Raw genomic sequence first — 17,119 nt, 5'->3', positions numbered from 1 at the left:
GCCTCGCCGCAGGCCGATGCCCACCCGGGTGGAGCGGAACCGCGTGGGCGGGGCGTGGACCCGTCCGCGGCGGCCGAGGTGAGCGCGGCCCGCAACGGGTCGCCGAACTGACGCCACGCCGGCAGGGGCACCGGTCACCTAGGGCGCCCGTGTTCTCGGCAGGGTTTGGTTGCACCCTCGAGGGCCGGGGGCGGGCGCTGCGCGACGGGGGTGGCTCAGGGCAGGGAGCGACGCAAGGTGGCCAGGTCGGCGGCGGCCAGGGCAGGGTCGAGGGCGCCGGTCGCGAGGGCGTCATAGGTGACGACACGCAGCTGGTCCACGACCACGGCCGGCCCGAGGTCGGGCAGGGGGTGGTCCGGGTGCACTAGATCGGCATACCGGCTCGCGAGCGCGTGCACCGCGAGCGCCGAACCGGCCGCCCGGGCCAGGTCCAATTGCGCCCAGCGGCGTCCGACCCGGGTCAGCTCGGCGTCGACCTCGGCCGGCCACGCGAAAGGGGCAGACGCGACCGCGCCGGGGCCTGGCGAACCAAGCCCCGGCGCGGGACGGTGAACGGGCGAGGTCACTCGCTCCGCAGCCGCGCGAGCAGCCGCAGGAACTCGATGTAGAGCCACACCAGGGTGACAATCAGGCCGTGCGCGAGCAGCCACGAGTACTGCGCCGGCGCGCCACTGCGGACGGCCTGGTCGATGGAGTCGAAGTCCAGGGCCAGCGAGAGCGACGCGAGACCGACGGCGAAGAGCGAAATGGCGATGCCGAGCCCGCCGGTGCCACCGAAACCGAAGGGCGTGTCGGAGATCATCGCGAAGATAAAGTTGACGACCGCGAAGATCGCGTAGCCGAAGATCGCGAGCGTGATGATCCGGCGGAACTTGCTGGTGACCTTGATCAGGCCGGACTTGTAGGCCAGGAACATGCCGGCGAAGGTCGCGAGCGTCGCGACGACCGCGGTGCTGACCAGCCCAGGGCCGAAGGCGTCGTTGAAGAAGTTGCTGACCGCGCCGACGAAGAGGCCTTCGAGCACGGCATACGCCAGGATCAGCGGGACGCTGATGGTCTTCTTGAACGCGATGACCAGGCCCAGGATGAGGGTGCCGATCATGCCGCCCATCCAGAACATGCTGCCCAGCGCCTGGTTGCGGTCCGAGACGATCCAGCCGAAGGCACCGGTCGCCAGCACGATCGAGAACAGGATCAGACTTTTGACGACGACGTCGTCCATCGTCACCCGGCCGGTCTGCAGCGGGCCTGCGGACGGCCGGTTGTACATGTCCTGCAGGTGCGCGTCGGACACCTGCCCGTATGCCTGCGGGTAGCTTTGGCCGTATCCCTGCTGGGGGGCGTTGCCGAAGCCGGCATACCCGCTGCGGGAATCCTTCTCGATCCGGTCGAAAACCGGGTTGCTCGCCATGAGTGCTCGTCCTCCAAAGACAGCAGCGGCGACCCGAGCGGGTCGCACGTCGTTAGATCAAGCGTAGGACAGCCCCTCTTTTGTTCCCTACGAGCGCCGTCGGCTCAGGCAGGTCTGTGATGGGACCGTGACCGTCACGCGGTGCCCCCGACGGGAGTCGAACCCGCACCTGGAGCGATTTTAAGTCGCCTGCCTCTGCCATTGGGCTACGAGGGCGAATGCAGGATAACCAGCGCGGGCCTGGCCCGCGCAGGTCCATCTCGTCGGGCGCCACGCGTGCCCCTCGTCTAGGGTGGCGGGAAGTAGCCACGACGATTCGTCGCAGACACCTCCGCGCCGTGGGTTCACCGCTGTCCGCTTGCCGTCCGTGTCGGACCCGATCGCGGCGGTCGCTTCGAGTCCGGCGCTGGCGCAATCACGAGGGGGTCACATGGACGAACGCACCGCCAATCGCCCGCGGTGATGATGATGACCTGGCACGGGATGAGCCAGTTCGTGGAGCAGTTCACCGCCAGCCCCTACGGACGCCGGCAACGGGTGCCGCCGGTCGCGGCCCGTCGCGGCGGTCACCGGCCGCGCGTCGGGCACAAATGTCAGCGCGGCACGAGCGAGAGTGCGATCCCGTCGAGGATGTCGTGCTCGGAGGTGACCACCGGGATCGGGCCGGCCAGCTCGGTGACCCGGTCGATCACGGCCCGCCAGACCAAGGCGCCCCCGCCGATGACGTCGACCCGGCCGGGATGCATGAAGGGCAGGTCGGCCCGGTCGGCCCGCGTCATGGCCAGCATGTCGTCCGCCGCGGCGCGTGCCAGGTCCGGCTGCAACCGCGAGAGGTGGATGCGCTCCGGCTGATAGGACGGCAGCACCAGCGCGTGGGCGGTGACCGTCGTGACGCTGCCGGCCAGGCCCACGAGCGTGCGCGCGCGGTCCATCGAGACGGCCGCTGCGGCCACGTCCAGGGCGGCGTCGACATCCGCCCGGGCCTCGGCGATCTCGGCGTGGGTCGGCGGGTCGCTGCGCAGTTGCCGCTCGGTGATCCGCACACAGCCGACATCAACCGAGATCGCCGCGTCGACGGACTCGGTGCCGAGCACGAACTCCGTCGACCCACCGCCGATGTCGACGACGAGATAGGGCGAGCTGATGCCGGCCGCGCGCAGGTCACCCGTCGCGCCCTGGAAGCTCAGGGTCGCTTCCTCGGATCCGCTGACCACCTCGGGACTGACACCGAAATCGGCGAAGGCGGCCTCGACGCCGGTGACGAAGTCACCCGCGTTGCTCGCGTCGCGCGACGCGGAGGTGGCGACGAAGCGGACGGCGTCCACGGCATACGTGCGGCACTGCTCGGCATACTCGCGCGACATCGCGAGCGCAGCGTCGATGCGCCCGGGGTCGAGCCGGCCGGTGCGATCGACGCCCTGGCCGAGGCGCACGATCTCCATCCGGCGCACGAGATCGCGCAGGCCGCCGGTCGCCGGATCGACGTCGGCGATCAGCAGGCGGATCGAGTTGGTCCCACAATCGACGGCGGCAACGCGCATGGCTACTCCTTGGTCGTGGCGCAGGGCGAGGTCGACCACCACTGTGGCAGTAGAGCGAGCGCTTCGTCGCCGAGAGGATTGACCCCCGGCCCGGCGGCCAGGGCGTGGGCGACCAGAACGTGCAGGCATTTGACGCGCGTCGGCATCCCACCGGCCGACACGCCCTCGATCTCGTGCACGTCACCGAGCTGCGCGCGGCGCCGCAGATAGTCCGCGTGCGCCTTCCCGTATGCCGTGGCGAGCTCGGCGTCGTCGGCCAGCCGCGCCTCCATGGCCCTCATCACCCCCGCGGATTCCAGGGTGCTGATGGCCGCGGTCAGCCGCGGACAGGTGGCATAGAAGGTCGTGGGGAACGGCGTGCCGTCGGGCAAACGGGGGCGGGTGCGCACGACATCTGGCTCGCCGCACGGGCAGCGATCGGCGATATCGAGCACGCCCCGCGGCTCGCGACCGAGCTGCCAGGCGACCGTGGCGATGTCGGCCGGGTCGGGGGCGGTCATCCCGCCGAGCGCTGGGGGTTGTCGGAGGTCTTGACCGACTCCCATAGCTGGCCGTACCACGGGTGCGTGCTTGCGGTCGCGGCGTCGAGCACGGGATCGGCGGCCTTTGAGGTCGGAACCGCGTCGGCATCGATGAGGCTGTAGGCCTTCTCACCGACCTTAACGAACTTCAGGCGTTGGCGCGCCTGCTGCTCGACATAGGCGGGGTCGGACCAGAGGGCCTTCTCCTTCTCCATCGCGGCGACGTCTGCCCGTTGCTTGGCGACGTGCTCCTGCAGGGCCGCGATCTCGCCACGCTGGTCGACATAGGTCTTCAAGGTCGGCCCGAGCAGCAACAAGAGCATCAAGGCTACCGTCAGCGCGCCGATCACCCGTCCGACCGTGACGGTCGAGCGCCACTGCGCGACCTCGGCCGGCGCCTCCGTTTCCGGGCGCGGCCGGGCGGCCGGCCCGCGTCCTTTGGGACGCGTGGCCGGGCCGCGACGGGGACCGGTGCTCGCCATCAGCTCTGGGCGGCGAACCGCGGGAAGGCGCCCGCGCCGGCATACAGGGCGGCGGCGTCGAGCTCTTCCTCGATGCGCAGCAGCTGGTTGTATTTGGCGACGCGCTCGGAGCGGGCCGGGGCGCCGGTCTTGATCTGGCCGCAGTTGGTGGCGACGGCGAGGTCGGCGATGGTGACATCCTCGGTCTCGCCGGAGCGGTGGCTCATCATGCAGCGGTAGCCGGCGCGGTGGGCCATGTCGACGGCGTCCAGGGTCTCGGAGAGGGAGCCGATCTGGTTGACCTTGACGAGCAATGCGTTCGCGGTGCCCTCGGCGATGCCGCGGCCCAGGCGCTCGGGGTTGGTGACGAAGAGGTCGTCCCCGACGAGCTGGACCTGGTCGCCGAGGCGCTCGGTAATGGCGTGCCAGCCCTCCCAGTCGTCCTCGTTCAGCGGGTCCTCGATGGAGACCAGGGGGTAGGTCTCCACCAGTCCGGCGTAGTAGTCGATCATTTCGGCGGCGCTCTTGGTGCCGCCCTCGAAGGCATAGGAGCCGTCCTTGTGGAACTCGCTGGCGGCGACATCGAGGGCGAGGGCGATGTCCTTGCCGGGCTCGTAGCCGGCGCCCTTGATCGCCTCCATGATCAGGTCGAGCGCGGCGGCGTTGGACTCCAGGTTGGGCGCGAAGCCGCCTTCGTCGCCAAGCCCGGTCGCCAGGCCTTTGGCCTTGAGCACGGACTTGAGCTGGTGGTAGACCTCGGCGCCCCAGCGCAACGCCTCGCGGAAACTTCCGGCGCCGATCGGGGCGATCATGAACTCCTGGATGTCGACATTGGAGTCGGCGTGGCTGCCGCCGTTGAGGATGTTCATCATCGGCACGGGCAGCAGCCGGGCGTTGGGACCCCCGATATAGCGGAAGAGCGGCAGGCCGGCGGAGTCGGCGGCGGCCTTGGCGACGGCCAGCGAGACGCCGAGGATGGCGTTGGCGCCGAGTTCGCCCTTGTTGGCGGTGCCGTCCAGGGCGAGCATCTCATCGTCGATCAGCCGCTGGTCGGCGGCGTCGAAGCCGTAGAGCTTGGGGGCGATCTCCTCCATGACGGCGTCGACCGCCTGCTCGACGCCCTTGCCGAGGTAGCGGCCCTTGTCGCCGTCGCGGCGCTCGACGGCCTCGAAGGCACCGGTCGAGGCACCGCTCGGGACGGCCGCGCGGGCGACGGTGCCGTCGTCGAGGCCGACCTCGACCTCGACCGTGGGATTGCCGCGCGAGTCGAGGATCTCGCGGGCGACGATGGCTTCGATGCTGGCCACAACAGGCTCCTACATAAGTGGGTGGTGGACTTGCCTCCCAGCGTAGTGGAGCCCGTATGCCGCCCGCCGCACCGCCGCGCTGACCGCCACCTTCCGATCGGGTCGGCAACCGGCCGTCTCGGGGTGGGCACGGGGCGGGCTCGGGGGGCCTCGACAATGGCAGCGTTCTGTTCCCGTTGCAGGGTTCGTCGCCGTCAGCGGATGCCGAGGCTGTCCAGCACGGCGCGCAGGCGCGCCCAGTCCTCCAGGTAGCTGACGACGGGCGCCGGGGTCGGCTGCCCGGCCGTCTGGAGGCCGCCTCCGGACGTCGTGGTGACGACGACGCTGCCGCTGCAGGGCTGGGGAGTCAAGGTGATGTTCCAATGACGCGAGTCCAGGACGACCCGCGAGCCGGCGTCGGGGGCGAGCGGACACAGGCCCGGGGCGTCGACCGGCGGCGCGGGGTACCAGGAGTTGAGGGCGTCGACGAAGGAGGTGACCTGGCGCGGCGTGAGCGCGCGGGTGCGTGGGTCGACAGCGCCCGAGGCATCGACCAGGTCGACCGATGCGCTCAGGACGCCGCCCGCGCCCACGCGGACCGAGCGCGCCGGCCGCCACGAGGTGCCGATCTCGACCTTGACGAGGCTGCTCCGGCCGTCGGGGACGACGGCATACCGCAGGTGCAGCGCGGTGTGGGCAGCGGTGCCGGCGCGCTGGAAGCTGAGGCTGTGCACGGTCGCGCCGTTGGGCAATTCGTAGCTACTGTCGTCGGAGGGAGCCATCCCGGGCAATCCCGCCATGCGCAGCCGGTCCAGCACCTGGGCGACCGGTTCGTCGACCTGTAGGCCCTCGGCCCGGTAGACGAGATTGCCGAAAACGCTCTGGAGGGTCTCACCGGCCGCGATCGTCACCTCGGTGCGCTGGGCCCCGGCGGGGAGCCGGGCGATAGCGGCAGCCCGGAGCTGCTCGACGGCGGCTTCCGAGCTGGTGCGGTTCGCGGCCGCCTCGGCCTGGGCGAGGACCGCCGGATCGATGTCGGTGGATGTCTGCGGCGGCGGATATGCGCCACGGGTTGCGCCCGATGTCGGTGCCACGCTCGCCCCCGATGGCGCCGGCCGCATCTGCGACCAGATCACCCCTCCCCCCAGGACCAGTGCACCGGCGACACCGGCGGCCAGCAGGACCGGGGTCCAGCGGCGCCGCGGTGGCGCGTCGGCGACGGTGGCCGCCAGCGCCTGGGCGCGCTGCGGGTCGGGGTGAGCTGCATACGTCTCGAATGTCGTGCGGAGCAGGTCCTCGAGGTCGGTGTCGGTGGGCGTGGTCATCTCACATCTCCTCCCGGGGGATGCCGGCCAGGTGGGTGCGCAGCGTCGCGAGGGCGCGGGCGGCATTGGAGCGGACGGTGGACTCGGATGAGCCGAGGGTCGCGGCGATCTCGTGGTCCGGCATACCGGCGTAGTAGCGAAGCACGAGGGTGGCGCGCTGTTTGGGTGGCAGCGCGGCGAGGTGTTGCCAGACGGCGCCGAGGCGATCGGGGACGACGGGCGCGGCCGGCGGGTCGGCGTCGAGGGCGACGAGTCGCGGACGGCGAGTCGCGCGCCGGCGGCCGGAGAGGAAGGTGTTCAGGAGGGCTCGACGCAGGTAGGCCGTGGGCGCGGCCATCTCCGCAATCGCAACGGCGTGGCGCTGGGTGGCGAGCAGGGTGTCCTGGAGGAGGTCCTCGGCATCCGGGGTGTTGCCGGTCAGCAGATAGGCCAGACGGAGCAGAGCGGGGGCCGCGGCCGTGACGAGACGGTCGTAGCTCTGCTCGGTCTGCACGCTCACACCCTTCTCAACGCTGACCGGGCGTGTTTCGCTGCATGAGCATGGTTAAACCCTCGTATGCACGGGAAGTCTTCCGGTGCATATCAGGGGTTGGTGGCATCGGGCGGGAAATCTGGCCGCAGCCGTGCCACACTCGCTGGGTATGGCGGGAGTCGAGTCTTCACAGGTCATCAGCGCATTGACGCGGCGCACCTTTCTCGGGGGGACGGCCGCGATCGGCGGGCTGGGGGCAATTCCCGCAGCGGCGGAGGCCCTGGATGTCGCGGCCGGGTCGGCGCACTGGCTCGGCGACCGGTTCTGGGGCAACCGGCTCCAGGACTGGCTGGTGCGAGCCGGGCGGATGGAGTGCGTGGCGGCCACCGGATCGACGGTCGGGCGCACAATCGCGGTCCTGACCCACGAGATCCAGGGCATGTCCTTCGATCTGTCGGTGCGCACGGGCACAGTGACCCTGGGGAACGGGCTGTCCGGCTTCGTGGTGGGCACCGGCATACCGGGTGAGGATGCGCGCCGCCGCGCGCTTCTCGGCTCGGCGAGCGGGATCGGCGGCGGGCTGATTGCCGCAGTCGACCAGAGCGGCGCGGTGGGCTTCCGCGACCATACGGCTGAAGGCGATCAGTTCCTGTGGCAGCAGCTGCCGGCGAGCGTCGTCGGTGCCGCGCAGCCGAGGACGGCAAGCGAGGACCTGACGCTGCGGTTGACCTGCCGGCCAGTGTCCGCCGACTCCGTGACGCTGAGCCTCTCGGTGGCGGCGACCGCGTCCGGGGAGGTGCGCCAGCGCGCCACGCTCGCGAGTGTGCCGTGGGCGCGGGTGCGCGGCGGGATCGCGCTGATTTCGAGTTCACGCGACGGCTCCGAGGCCCGTTACTGGCTGACCGGGTTCACCGCGAGCGGCGTGACCGTGATCCCGGACCGGGCTCTCGGGCCGGTGGTCGGGACGCTCTTCACCGCGGTCGGCGGCACGCTGCGGATGACGGTGCAATTGATGCCGTTGGATCCGCGGACGCTGCCTGGCCTGAGTCTGGAGGTCCAACGCGCCGGTGTCTGGACCCGCCTGGGCACCAGCACGATCGGACCCGGCTACACCGCCCTGTTCTATGCCAAGGGGATCGATACGTCTGCCCCCACGGGATACCGGATCGTCGGGAGTGGTCAGGTGCTCTACAGCGGGACGATCCCGGCGGCACCGCGGGCCGGGCTGCGCGTGGCGAGCCTCAACTGCCTCAAGGCGAGCCACCGGCCCCTGGACTCGGTCACCCCGTGGCAGGCGCGTTTGCCCGGCAGCGTTGCGCTCGATCTCTACAGCAAGCGCAATATCTACTTCCCGCACAACGAGATCATGGCCTCCATCGCCGCCCAACGCCCGGATCTCCTTGTGGCGCATGGTGATCAGCTCTACGAGACCTCACCCACGGCGAAGGACAAGAGCGCAGCTCCGGAGCTGGACTTCCTCTACAAATTCCTGCTGTGGCACTGGGCCATGCGCCCACTCACGCGGCGGCTGCCGACGATCGTGCTCACCGACGACCACGATGTCTACCAGCCCAATCTCTTCGGGGAGGGCGGCATCGCGACGACCGATCCGAAGACCGGGGGCTATGTCAATGCCGCGAGCTGGGTCAACCTAGTGCAGCGCATGTCGAGCTGGCACAACCCCGACCGCTTCGATCCCAGGCCGGTCGCGCAGGGGATCACCGTCGGTTATGCCGCATTCGCCTACGGCGGAACGAGTTTCGCGATCGTCGAGGACCGCAAGTTCAAGACCGGGCCGGTAGCTCCGGGCGGCGGGGCCCTCGAACTGCTCGGTGCCCGGCAGGAAACCTTCCTGTCGACGTGGGCGGGGATGCACGCCGGGATGCCCAAGGTCATCTTGACCGGATCGACCTGGGCGTGCGTGCTGACCAATGCCAATGGCACGCCGCGCGCGGACCCGGACACCCACGGCTGGCCGCCCGAGGGGCGGGCGCGGGCAGTGCGCCTGGCCCAGGCCGCGCATGCCCTCATCGTCGCGGGCGACCAGCACGTGGGTCACCTGGTGCGCCACGGGATCGCGGGCTTCGCCGATGGGCCGCTGCAGTTCACCCCACCCGCCGGGTCGAGCAGCTTCCAGCGCTGGTTCGCGCCGGAGGCGGCGTTGCCCAATCCGGGAGATACGCCGAACACCGGCGACTTCACCGATGCCTTCGGCAACCGGGTGCGGGTGCTCGCCGTAGCCAATCCGAAGTTCACGCTGAAGGAGTTGTGGCAGTACTACCCGCCGCCGCGCCAGGACTTCGGTGATCGCGGCTTGAAGCGTGAGGGCTTCGGGCTGCTGGTCTTCGACCACGACGCCAAGACGGTGCGCATCGAGTGCTGGCCCTGGCATACGGCCGAATCCGGGGCCGAGCAGTATGCGGGGTGGCCGGTGACCGTGCCCTACTCGGCGCTCTGAGGCGCCGCGCGGAGGGCACCCTCGGCGAGCAGGTATTGCGCGGTCGCGTAGGTCGCCATGACCGCGCACTCGAGCCAGGCCGGTGGGTCGGTCAGGGCGAACTGCCCGATCCCCAAGAGCGTGTCGGAGGCGAGAAAGGCGAGCCCGCCGGCCGCTGTCGCCCGCCGTGCCGCGATCGGCACGGACGGTGCGAGATTGCCGGCATGCGCAGCCATCGCCGTCACCAGAGCGGCATAGGTCAGGACGCCCGGCCCGAGAACAGGATCCTGCTGGGCGGCGCCGACGGCGAGGACGGGCCCGGTAGCGGCGAAGGCGAGCGCGGTGGCCCCGCCGATCGGTGTGCGCCAGACCCGGGCCGCCCGATGGTGGCGGAAGCCGGAGAGGTAGGACGCCTGCCCGGCCGCAAAGGCGCCCATCCCGGTCAGAAAGGCGCTCGTGCCCGAGCGCAGCAGGGCGAGGTCACCGATCCAGCCCGCCAGCTGCGCCACGCGGGTCGGGCGGCCCAGCGGCGAACGGCGGCCGCGAGGATCGACCGCAAAGGCGGCCGCGAGAACGGGCATGAGCAGGGGCTTGGTAACCAGGCGAGCCCGGTGCGCACGTGGATCTCCGCTGCCGGCCAACACGGTGTCGGCCGCGGCCACCACGGCATACGTGATCGTCAACGGGCGGACCAACGAAGGGCGCCGCATACCGCGAACCATATGCCGCGCGCCCCCAGGCAGACGACGCGCGGTTGCGCCCTCGTCCACCCCCGGAGAATGGCAACGTCTGACGGCACGTGCAGGGTTTGCCTATCCGTGCATGGCTAGAACCCTGCAACGGATGCACAATCATGCAAGGGTCGCAGAACGCTGCCATTCTCAAAGGTCGGCGGGCCACTCGACGACCCTGAACCGGCCACTCGACGACCCTGAACCGGCCACTCGACGGGAGGAGGGCAGGTCTAGGCAACCAGCGATGGTTACGGGAGGGCAGCGTAGGCCACGGCGAGGGCGGCACCGAGCCGGGCGTTGCCGCGCACGAGCGCGATATTGGTGCGCAGTGACGCACCGTCGGTCAATTCCACGATCCGGCCCAGCAGGTAGGGCGTGATGTCCTTGCCGATGATGCCCCGCTCGGCGCAGTCCGCCAGCGCCCGGTCGATCACCGAGGCCATCTCCTCGGCCGGAATTTCGTCTTCGGCCGCAACGGGATTCGCGATCGCCACGCCGCCGGAGATGCCGAGCTCCCATTTCGTGTGCAGCAGTGCGGCCAGCTCGGCGGGCGTGTCCAGCCGCATCGGCACGCGGTGGCCGGAGATCCGTGAATAGAAGGACGGGAACTCACCGCTGCCATAGCCGACGACCGGCACACCGAGCGTCTCGAGCACCTCCAGGGTCCGGCCGATGTCGAGGATCGACTTCACTCCGGCGCTGATGACGGCGACATCGGTGACGCTCAGTTCGGTCACGTCGGCGCTGACGTCCATCGAGGACTCCGCTCCCCGGTGGACGCCGCCGAGTCCGCCGGTGACAAAGATCCGGATCCCCGCGAGCGCTGCCAACCGCATGGTGGCGGCGACTGTGGTGGCGCCGTGCCGACCGGTGGAGACGACATACGGCAGGTCGCGGACGCTGACCTTGGTGACGTGCGGGTCCGTGGCGAGCAGCTCGAGTTCGTCGCGGCTCAATCCGATGCGCGGGATCCCGTCCAGGACGGCGATGGTCGCTGGCGTCGCCCCGCCGGCGCGAATGATCGCCTCGACCTCCAGCGCCATCGCCACATTGTCGGGATACGGCATCCCGTGACTGATGATGGTCGACTCCAGCGCCACGACCGGTCCGCCCGCGGCGAGCGCGTCGGCCACCTCCTCGGCGATCGCGAGGCGGCTCACAGGCTCCCGCCGCTCTCGGCGACCAGCGCCTCCGACAGATCGGAGCGGACGACTTCCCCGCTCGCGACGGTGAGTGCCGAGACGATATGACCGTATGCCGCGGCCGCCGCCGGCGTGCTCCCGCGCAGCAGAGCGTGGATGAACCCCGCGGTCATCGCGTCGCCAGCCCCGGTCACATTGGTCACCGGGACGACCGGGGCAGCGAAGGCGAGCGACGAGACCTCTCCGGCCTCGTCGCGCCAGGACAGGGCGCTGCCGGAGCGGCCCAGCCGCACCCAGACATAGGTGACCCCGAGGTCGAGCAGGCGGGCGGCGGACTCACCGACGCGCGCATAGTTGACCGGCCCGCCGGTCAGGGCGACGAGTTCCTCGATATTTGGGGTGACCAGCCACGGCGGCTGGGCCACGAGCGTGGCCCGGAGCCGCTGCGCCTTCGGCACACTGACCGGCTCGGCGATGGTGCGCGCTCCGGCTCGGTGGGCGGCGGCCAGGATCCCCTCGGCCACCTCGGGCCGCAGGTTGCCGTCCACGAAGACGATGTCTTGGGCAGAGAGCCGGTCGGTTGCCGTGACGGTCTGGTCGAGCGTGATCTCCTCGGTCGCTGCCAGGTCCGAGATCGCGACCGAGAGTTCGCCCTCAGGCGTCAGGATGGCGGAGTAGATGCCGGTTCCGTGGCCGGCCGCCACGACGTGCTCCATGTCGATGCCGGCATCGACGCAGCGGGCGCGCACGGCGATGCCGGCGGGGTCGTCGGCCAAAGCCGAGATAAGGCTGACCGGGGTGCCGAGGCGGGCGAGATTCTCGGCGAAATTGCGCGCTACGCCACCGGCCGCAGTCGTGATTCTGCCGGGGTTGGAGGTGCCCGGGATCGGGTCGTCGTGGCTGAGGCAGAGCACGTCGAGGATCGCTCCACCGACACTGAGGACGCGTGCGGACATGGGGCCCAACCTTATCCACCGACGAGCGTCGGGGACACGCCGCGGTGGGCGCCCAGGCCCGCGTGTCGCCGACTCTCGACCGGTGCGAGCTACCCCTAAGCCGGCTTCGCGGCCTTCTCGGCGGCCTTGATCTCGGCCCAGGCGGCCTCGACCTCCTCGGGCGTGCTCGCTGTGCCGTCGGCGAAGACATGCGGATGCCGGCGCACCAGCTTGGCGACCAGCCCGGTCGCGACATCGTCGATCGTGAAGGGGTCGGTGGGGTCCTCCTCGCCGACCCGGGCATGGAAGGCGACCTGCAGGAGCACATCGCCGAGCTCCTCGATCAGGTGCTTGCGATCCCCGGACGCGATCGCCTCGACCGTCTCGGCGGCCTCCTCGGTCAGATAGGGGGCGAGCGTCTCATGGGTCTGAGCAGCATCCCACGGGCAGCCTCCCGGGCTGCGCAACCGGTCCATGCAGGCGACGACGTCGAGCAGGGCCGAGCCGGGCACGTCGTACGAGCCGACGATCACCTCCACCGTGGGCGGGTCCTTAAGCACCGACACCTCGCCGGCGATGGCGTCGGTCAGGCCAGGGTCACCGTCGGCGCTGGTCAGCCAGACCACCGGGCGTTCGCGGCCCGCGTCGATGAGCAGCCGGGCCAACTGCGGGGGCGCGACCGCCACGCACTCCACGTCCACGCCGCAGCCGCGCATTGCCTCGACGACCGGCTCGGTGTCCTCCCGACCCAGCACCCGGGCCACCTCCACCGCCCGCCAGGCATCGCGGGTGAGCAGGCCGGGCGCGACCCGCACGCTGGTCAGCAGCAGGGTCAGGCCGGACGCAGGCACGATCAGGAGGTCGCCTTGAGCCAGTTCGGGGCCGAGTCGACGATGTCCGCCGTCTTGGCATCCCAGGTGCCATAGCGCGGGTTGATGACGATCTTCGACTTCAGCAACTCGGCACTGACCTCGGACAGGGCGGGCTGCCCCTGCATCTGCGAGGCCACATAGTTCGCGCGCAGCAACTCGATGGCCTCGGGCGAGGGGTCGCTCGTCTTGGCGAAGGCGGCCTTGGCGGCCTCGACGCTGAACGGCACCCCGGCCTTCTCGCCTGCGGCGATGATCAGCGGCGCGCTGATCAGTGAGCGGACGGCTTCGGGGGTGCCGAAGGTGCCGGCATCGAAGTTGGCACGGATCTGCTCGGCCGCAACGCGCGCGGCGTTCTCGGAGATCACCCGGTCACCGACCTTGGCCGCAACATCGCTCTGGCCGCAGCCGGTCAGCAGCACGGCGGCGCCGACCGCGAGGGCAGCGGACGCGCGGACGCGAGCACGGCGGGAGGTGCTGAGGGTCATCGGTTCCTTCTCTCGTTACTGCGGGTCACCTGCGGCCCGGCGCTCTCCTGTGCCACCCGTCCCGACACGCCGATCTCGTCCAGCAAGACCGCGCGAATCAAGTCGCTCGCCCAGGCCAGCACCGCGAGGTCACGCAGGGGCTTGCCACCCACGCGCGCCGTCATCGGCTTCGGCACCAGCATCGTACGGATTCCATCTTTGTACAGCGACTTCGGGTAGAGCCGCTGCAGGCGCAACTGCTGGCTATCGCGCAGCGTGACCGGCGCGAAGCGCACATTCGTGCCCTGAACGGCGATCTCGGCGACCCCAGCCTGCCGGGCGAGGATGCGCAGGCGCGCGACGGCCACCAGATTCGAGACCGGCTCGGGCAGCGGCCCATACCGGTCGACCAGCTCGGCGCTCACCTCGGCCAGTTCGGCCTCGGAGGTCACCGCGGCGAGCTTCTTGTAGGCCTCTAGCCGCAGCCGCTCCCCCGGGAGATAGGTGTGCGGCAAGTGGGCGTCGACGGGCAACTCGATGCTCAACTCGGTGGCGGGCTCCTCCTGCTCGCCCCGGAAGGCGGAGACCGCCTCGCCGACGAGGCGGACATAGAGGTCGAAACCGACTCCGGCGATATGGCCGGACTGCTCGCCGCCGAGCAGATTGCCAGCGCCGCGGATCTCCAGGTCCTTCATCGCCACCTGCATGCCGGCGCCGAGGTCGGTGTTCGCGGCGATGGTCTGCAGCCGCTCGATCGCCGTCTCGGTCAGCGGCTTCTCGGGCGGATAGAGGAAATAGGCGTATGCCCGTTCGCGGCCCCGTCCGACCCGGCCGCGCAGCTGGTGCAGCTGCGAGAGGCCGAGTTGATCGGCGCGCTCGACGATCAGGGTGTTGGCATTGGAGATGTCCAGGCCGGTTTCGACGATGGTGGTGCAGACGAGCACGTCGAACTCGCGCTCCCAGAAGTCGACGACGACCTTTTCGAGCCGGTGTTCGCCCATCTTGCCGTGGGCGGTGGCGATGCGCGCCTCGGGGATCAGCTCGCGCAGCCGGGCGGCGGCGCGCTCGATGGTCGAGACCTTGTTGTGGACATAGAAGACCTGGCCGTCGCGCAGCAACTCGCGCCGGATGGCCGCGGTGATCTGCTTCTCGTCATAACCGCCGACGAAGGTCAGGATCGGGTGCCGCTCCTCCGGTGGCGTTGCGAGAGTGGACATCTCGCGGATGCCGGTGACGGCCATCTCCAGCGTGCGCGGGATCGGCGTGGCCGACATCGAGAGCACGTCGACAGCGGTCCGCAGCGCCTTGAGTTGCTCCTTGTGCTCGACGCCGAAGCGTTGCTCCTCATCGACGACGACCAGGCCGAGATCCTTGAAGCGGACCTCTGAGCCGAGCAGCCGGTGGGTGCCGATAACCAGGTCGATGGAGCCGTCCGCGAGGCCGGCGAGAACCGCCCGCGCCTCGCGGTCGCTCTGGAAGCGGGAGAGGGCGTGCACGACGACGGGGAAGCCGGCATACCGTTCGCTGAAGGTGTTGAGGTGCTGCTGAACGAGCAAGGTAGTAGGCACCAAGACGGCGACCTGCTTGCCGTCCTGGATCGCCTTGAAGGCCGCGCGGACGGCGATCTCGGTCTTGCCGTAACCAACGTCGCCACAGATCAGCCGGTCCATCGGGACCGGACGTTCCATGTCGGCCTTGACCTCGTCGATCGAGGAGAGCTGGTCAGGGGTCTCGGCATAGGCGAAGGCGTCCTCGAGCTCCCGCTGCCAGGGCGTATCCGGGCCGAAGGCGTGGCCCGCCGTCGCCATCCGCGCGCTGTAGAGCCGGATCAACTCGGCCGCGATCTGCCGGACGTACTTGCGCGCCCGCTGCTTGGTCTGCTGCCAGTCCGAGCCGCCGAGGCGGTTGATGGTGGGTGCCTCGCCGCCGACATACCGGGTGACCTGGTCGAGCTGGTCGGTGGGCACGAAGAGACGATCGGCCGGCTGGCCCCGCTTGGACGAGGCGTATTCGATGACGAGATATTCGCGCGTCGCCCCCGCGACGGTCCGCTGCATCATCTCGACGAAGCGGCCGACACCATGCTGCTCGTGCACGACATAGTCGCCGGGGCGCAGTTGGAGCGGGTCGACCTGAGCGCGGCGCCGCGACGGCATCCGTCGCATGTCCTTGGTCGATGCGCCACCCGCAGCGGTGCCCATCAGGTCGGTCTCGGTGATCAGCGCGATGGCGCCGTCGGTGAGCCGGAAGCCCGGCCCCACACTGCCCGTGCTCACCGCAACGATGCCCACCTCCGGCACGGCCGACTGCCGGGTCGCGATCCCGCGCTCCCCCAGCACCTCACCGACGCGGCCCGCGAGGCCCGGTCCCTCCGTGACGATCTGGACCCGCCAGCCGTCGGCCACGAGGGCCGCGATGTCGGCGACCGCGTCCTCGGTCCGACCCCGGTATGCCGTGGCCTCCACCGCCTCGATCCGCGCGGTCGGCGTGTCCTCGGCCCCGAAGGCCGCGAGCTCGTCGTCGGCGTCGAAGCCGCCCAGGCTCCACCAGCCGGTGCCGGCGGCGAGCGCGTGGTCGCGCGCCTGCGGCAGGGTCCAGTAGGACGCCAGGCCGAGCACGCCCAGCAGGTCGATCGGCACGGCGTTGCCGGCGGCCGCATTGCTCCAGGACGCTTGCAGGAACTCCTGGCTCGTGGCGACCAGATCGTGCGCGCGGGCCCGGCAGCGCTCGGGATCGACGATGGCCACGGCCGCCCGCTCAGGGAGGACGTCGACGAGCGGCTGCATGCCTTCGACCAGCGCCGGGGCCAGCGACTCCATGCCCTCGACAGCGATGCCCTCGGCGACCTTCTCCAGCAGATCGCGCACGCCCGGCAACTGCGGGGCCAGGTCCGCGGCCCGAGCTCGGACCGCCTCCGTGAGCAGCACCTCGCGGCACGGCGGCGCCCACAGGCCGTGGCTGGCGATCTCCAGGCTGCGCTGGTCGGCCACCTTGAACCAGCGGATCTCCTCGACGGTGTCGCCCCAGAACTCCACGCGCAGCGGGTGCTCCTCGGTGGGCGGGAAGACGTCGAGGATGCCGCCGCGCACCGCGAACTCGCCGCGGCGTTCGACCAGGTCGGTGCGGGTATAGGCCGCGGCGGCGAGATCCTCGGCCACGAGTTCGAGCGCGCGGTTGTCGCCCGCGTGCAGGGCGACCGGCACCAACTCGCCCAGACCCACGGCGATCGGCTGCAGAAGCGCGCGCACCGAGCAGGTCAGCACACGGATCGGCCCCAACGCCGGGTCATCGGCCACCGGGTGCGCGAGCCGGCGCAGGACAGCCAGGCGGCGGCCGACCGTGTCGCTGCGCGGCGAGAGCCGCTCGTGCGGCAGCGTCTCCCAGCTCGGGAAGGTCGCGACCGTCTCGGCTGGCAGATAGCTCGCGAGCGCGGCGGCCAGGTCCTCAGCCTCGCGGGCCGTCGCGGTCACGGCCAAAACTACCGGCCGGTCGCCGGCGGCCAGCGCGAGCAGGGGCGC

General features: G+C 70.6%; 15 protein-coding genes and 1 tRNA gene. 1 reads left to right on the top strand and 15 read right to left on the bottom strand.

Annotated features, from left to right (window positions below):
• Positions 1-215: 215 nt before the first annotated feature.
• The 9 genes from PKH97_RS05215 to PKH97_RS05175 all read right to left on the bottom strand — a co-directional run bounded on the left by PKH97_RS05215 (position 216) and on the right by PKH97_RS05175 (position 7,038).
• Complete coding sequence (locus PKH97_RS05215) at positions 216-566, bottom strand: hypothetical protein (protein ID WP_324386346.1); 351 nt, start codon at positions 564-566, stop codon at positions 216-218.
• On the bottom strand, positions 563-1,411 hold the full coding sequence (locus PKH97_RS05210) for a Bax inhibitor-1/YccA family protein (RefSeq protein WP_324386345.1): 849 nt from the start codon (positions 1,409-1,411) through the stop codon (positions 563-565). Before PKH97_RS05210 ends, PKH97_RS05215 begins: the two co-directional genes overlap by 4 nt.
• Positions 1,412-1,553: 142 nt before the next feature.
• A tRNA-Leu gene (locus tag PKH97_RS05205) sits at positions 1,554-1,627 on the bottom strand.
• A 377-nt stretch (positions 1,628-2,004) separates the two neighbouring features.
• Entirely contained in the window at positions 2,005-2,952 is a 948-nt protein-coding gene (locus tag PKH97_RS05200; RefSeq protein WP_324386344.1) for a Ppx/GppA phosphatase family protein, read from the bottom strand.
• Positions 2,953-2,954: 2 nt separating this feature from the next.
• Complete coding sequence (locus tag PKH97_RS05195) at positions 2,955-3,452, bottom strand: DUF501 domain-containing protein (protein WP_324386343.1); 498 nt, start codon at positions 3,450-3,452, stop codon at positions 2,955-2,957.
• Positions 3,449-3,823, bottom strand: a complete 375-nt coding sequence (locus tag PKH97_RS05190) for a septum formation initiator family protein (protein WP_324386342.1) — start codon at positions 3,821-3,823, stop codon at positions 3,449-3,451. Before PKH97_RS05190 ends, PKH97_RS05195 begins: the two co-directional genes overlap by 4 nt.
• Before the next feature lie 131 nt (positions 3,824-3,954).
• Positions 3,955-5,241, bottom strand: a complete 1,287-nt coding sequence (gene eno, locus PKH97_RS05185) for a phosphopyruvate hydratase (protein ID WP_324386341.1) — start codon at positions 5,239-5,241, stop codon at positions 3,955-3,957.
• Between the two features lie 194 nt (positions 5,242-5,435).
• Entirely contained in the window at positions 5,436-6,545 is a 1,110-nt protein-coding gene (locus tag PKH97_RS05180) for a hypothetical protein (protein WP_324386340.1), read from the bottom strand.
• A 1-nt stretch (position 6,546) separates the two neighbouring features.
• On the bottom strand, positions 6,547-7,038 hold the full coding sequence (locus PKH97_RS05175) for a sigma-70 family RNA polymerase sigma factor (RefSeq protein ID WP_324386339.1): 492 nt from the start codon (positions 7,036-7,038) through the stop codon (positions 6,547-6,549).
• A 148-nt stretch (positions 7,039-7,186) separates the two neighbouring features.
• Here PKH97_RS05175 and PKH97_RS05170 point away from each other — a divergent pair, with 148 nt between their 5' ends.
• On the top strand, positions 7,187-9,475 hold the full coding sequence (locus tag PKH97_RS05170; protein WP_324386338.1) for a hypothetical protein: 2,289 nt from the start codon (positions 7,187-7,189) through the stop codon (positions 9,473-9,475).
• Here PKH97_RS05170 and PKH97_RS05165 read toward each other — a convergent pair.
• From PKH97_RS05165 to mfd, 6 genes are all read right to left on the bottom strand, one after another.
• A complete protein-coding gene (locus PKH97_RS05165) occupies positions 9,460-10,164 on the bottom strand; it encodes a lysoplasmalogenase (RefSeq protein ID WP_324386337.1) in 705 nt (234 codons plus the stop codon). The two genes, PKH97_RS05170 and PKH97_RS05165, sit on opposite strands and share 16 nt — an antisense overlap.
• A 272-nt stretch (positions 10,165-10,436) precedes the next feature.
• On the bottom strand, positions 10,437-11,348 hold the full coding sequence (locus PKH97_RS05160) for a pseudouridine-5'-phosphate glycosidase (protein ID WP_324386336.1): 912 nt from the start codon (positions 11,346-11,348) through the stop codon (positions 10,437-10,439).
• Positions 11,345-12,286, bottom strand: a complete 942-nt coding sequence (locus PKH97_RS05155) for a carbohydrate kinase family protein (RefSeq protein WP_324386335.1) — start codon at positions 12,284-12,286, stop codon at positions 11,345-11,347. The genes PKH97_RS05160 and PKH97_RS05155 overlap by 4 nt, the downstream gene beginning before the upstream one ends.
• A gap of 95 nt (positions 12,287-12,381) precedes the next feature.
• A complete protein-coding gene (locus tag PKH97_RS05150) occupies positions 12,382-13,116 on the bottom strand; it encodes a MazG nucleotide pyrophosphohydrolase domain-containing protein (protein WP_324386334.1) in 735 nt (244 codons plus the stop codon).
• Positions 13,117-13,118: 2 nt separating this feature from the next.
• Positions 13,119-13,622 (bottom strand): hypothetical protein, encoded by a 504-nt coding sequence (locus PKH97_RS05145; protein ID WP_324386333.1) that lies wholly within the window; start codon positions 13,620-13,622, stop codon positions 13,119-13,121.
• Positions 13,619-17,119: transcription-repair coupling factor (gene mfd, locus PKH97_RS05140; RefSeq protein WP_324386332.1), on the bottom strand; the 3,501-nt coding region annotated here is incomplete at its 5' end. The genes PKH97_RS05145 and mfd, both read right to left, overlap by 4 nt.

Source organism: Nostocoides sp. (genome assembly GCF_035343835.1).
In the GTDB taxonomy this organism is placed as follows: domain Bacteria; phylum Actinomycetota; class Actinomycetes; order Actinomycetales; family Dermatophilaceae; genus Nostocoides_A; species Nostocoides_A vanveenii.
The sequence above is the reverse complement of the archived record's forward strand: the minus strand, read 5'-3'. Positions and strand labels throughout refer to the sequence as shown.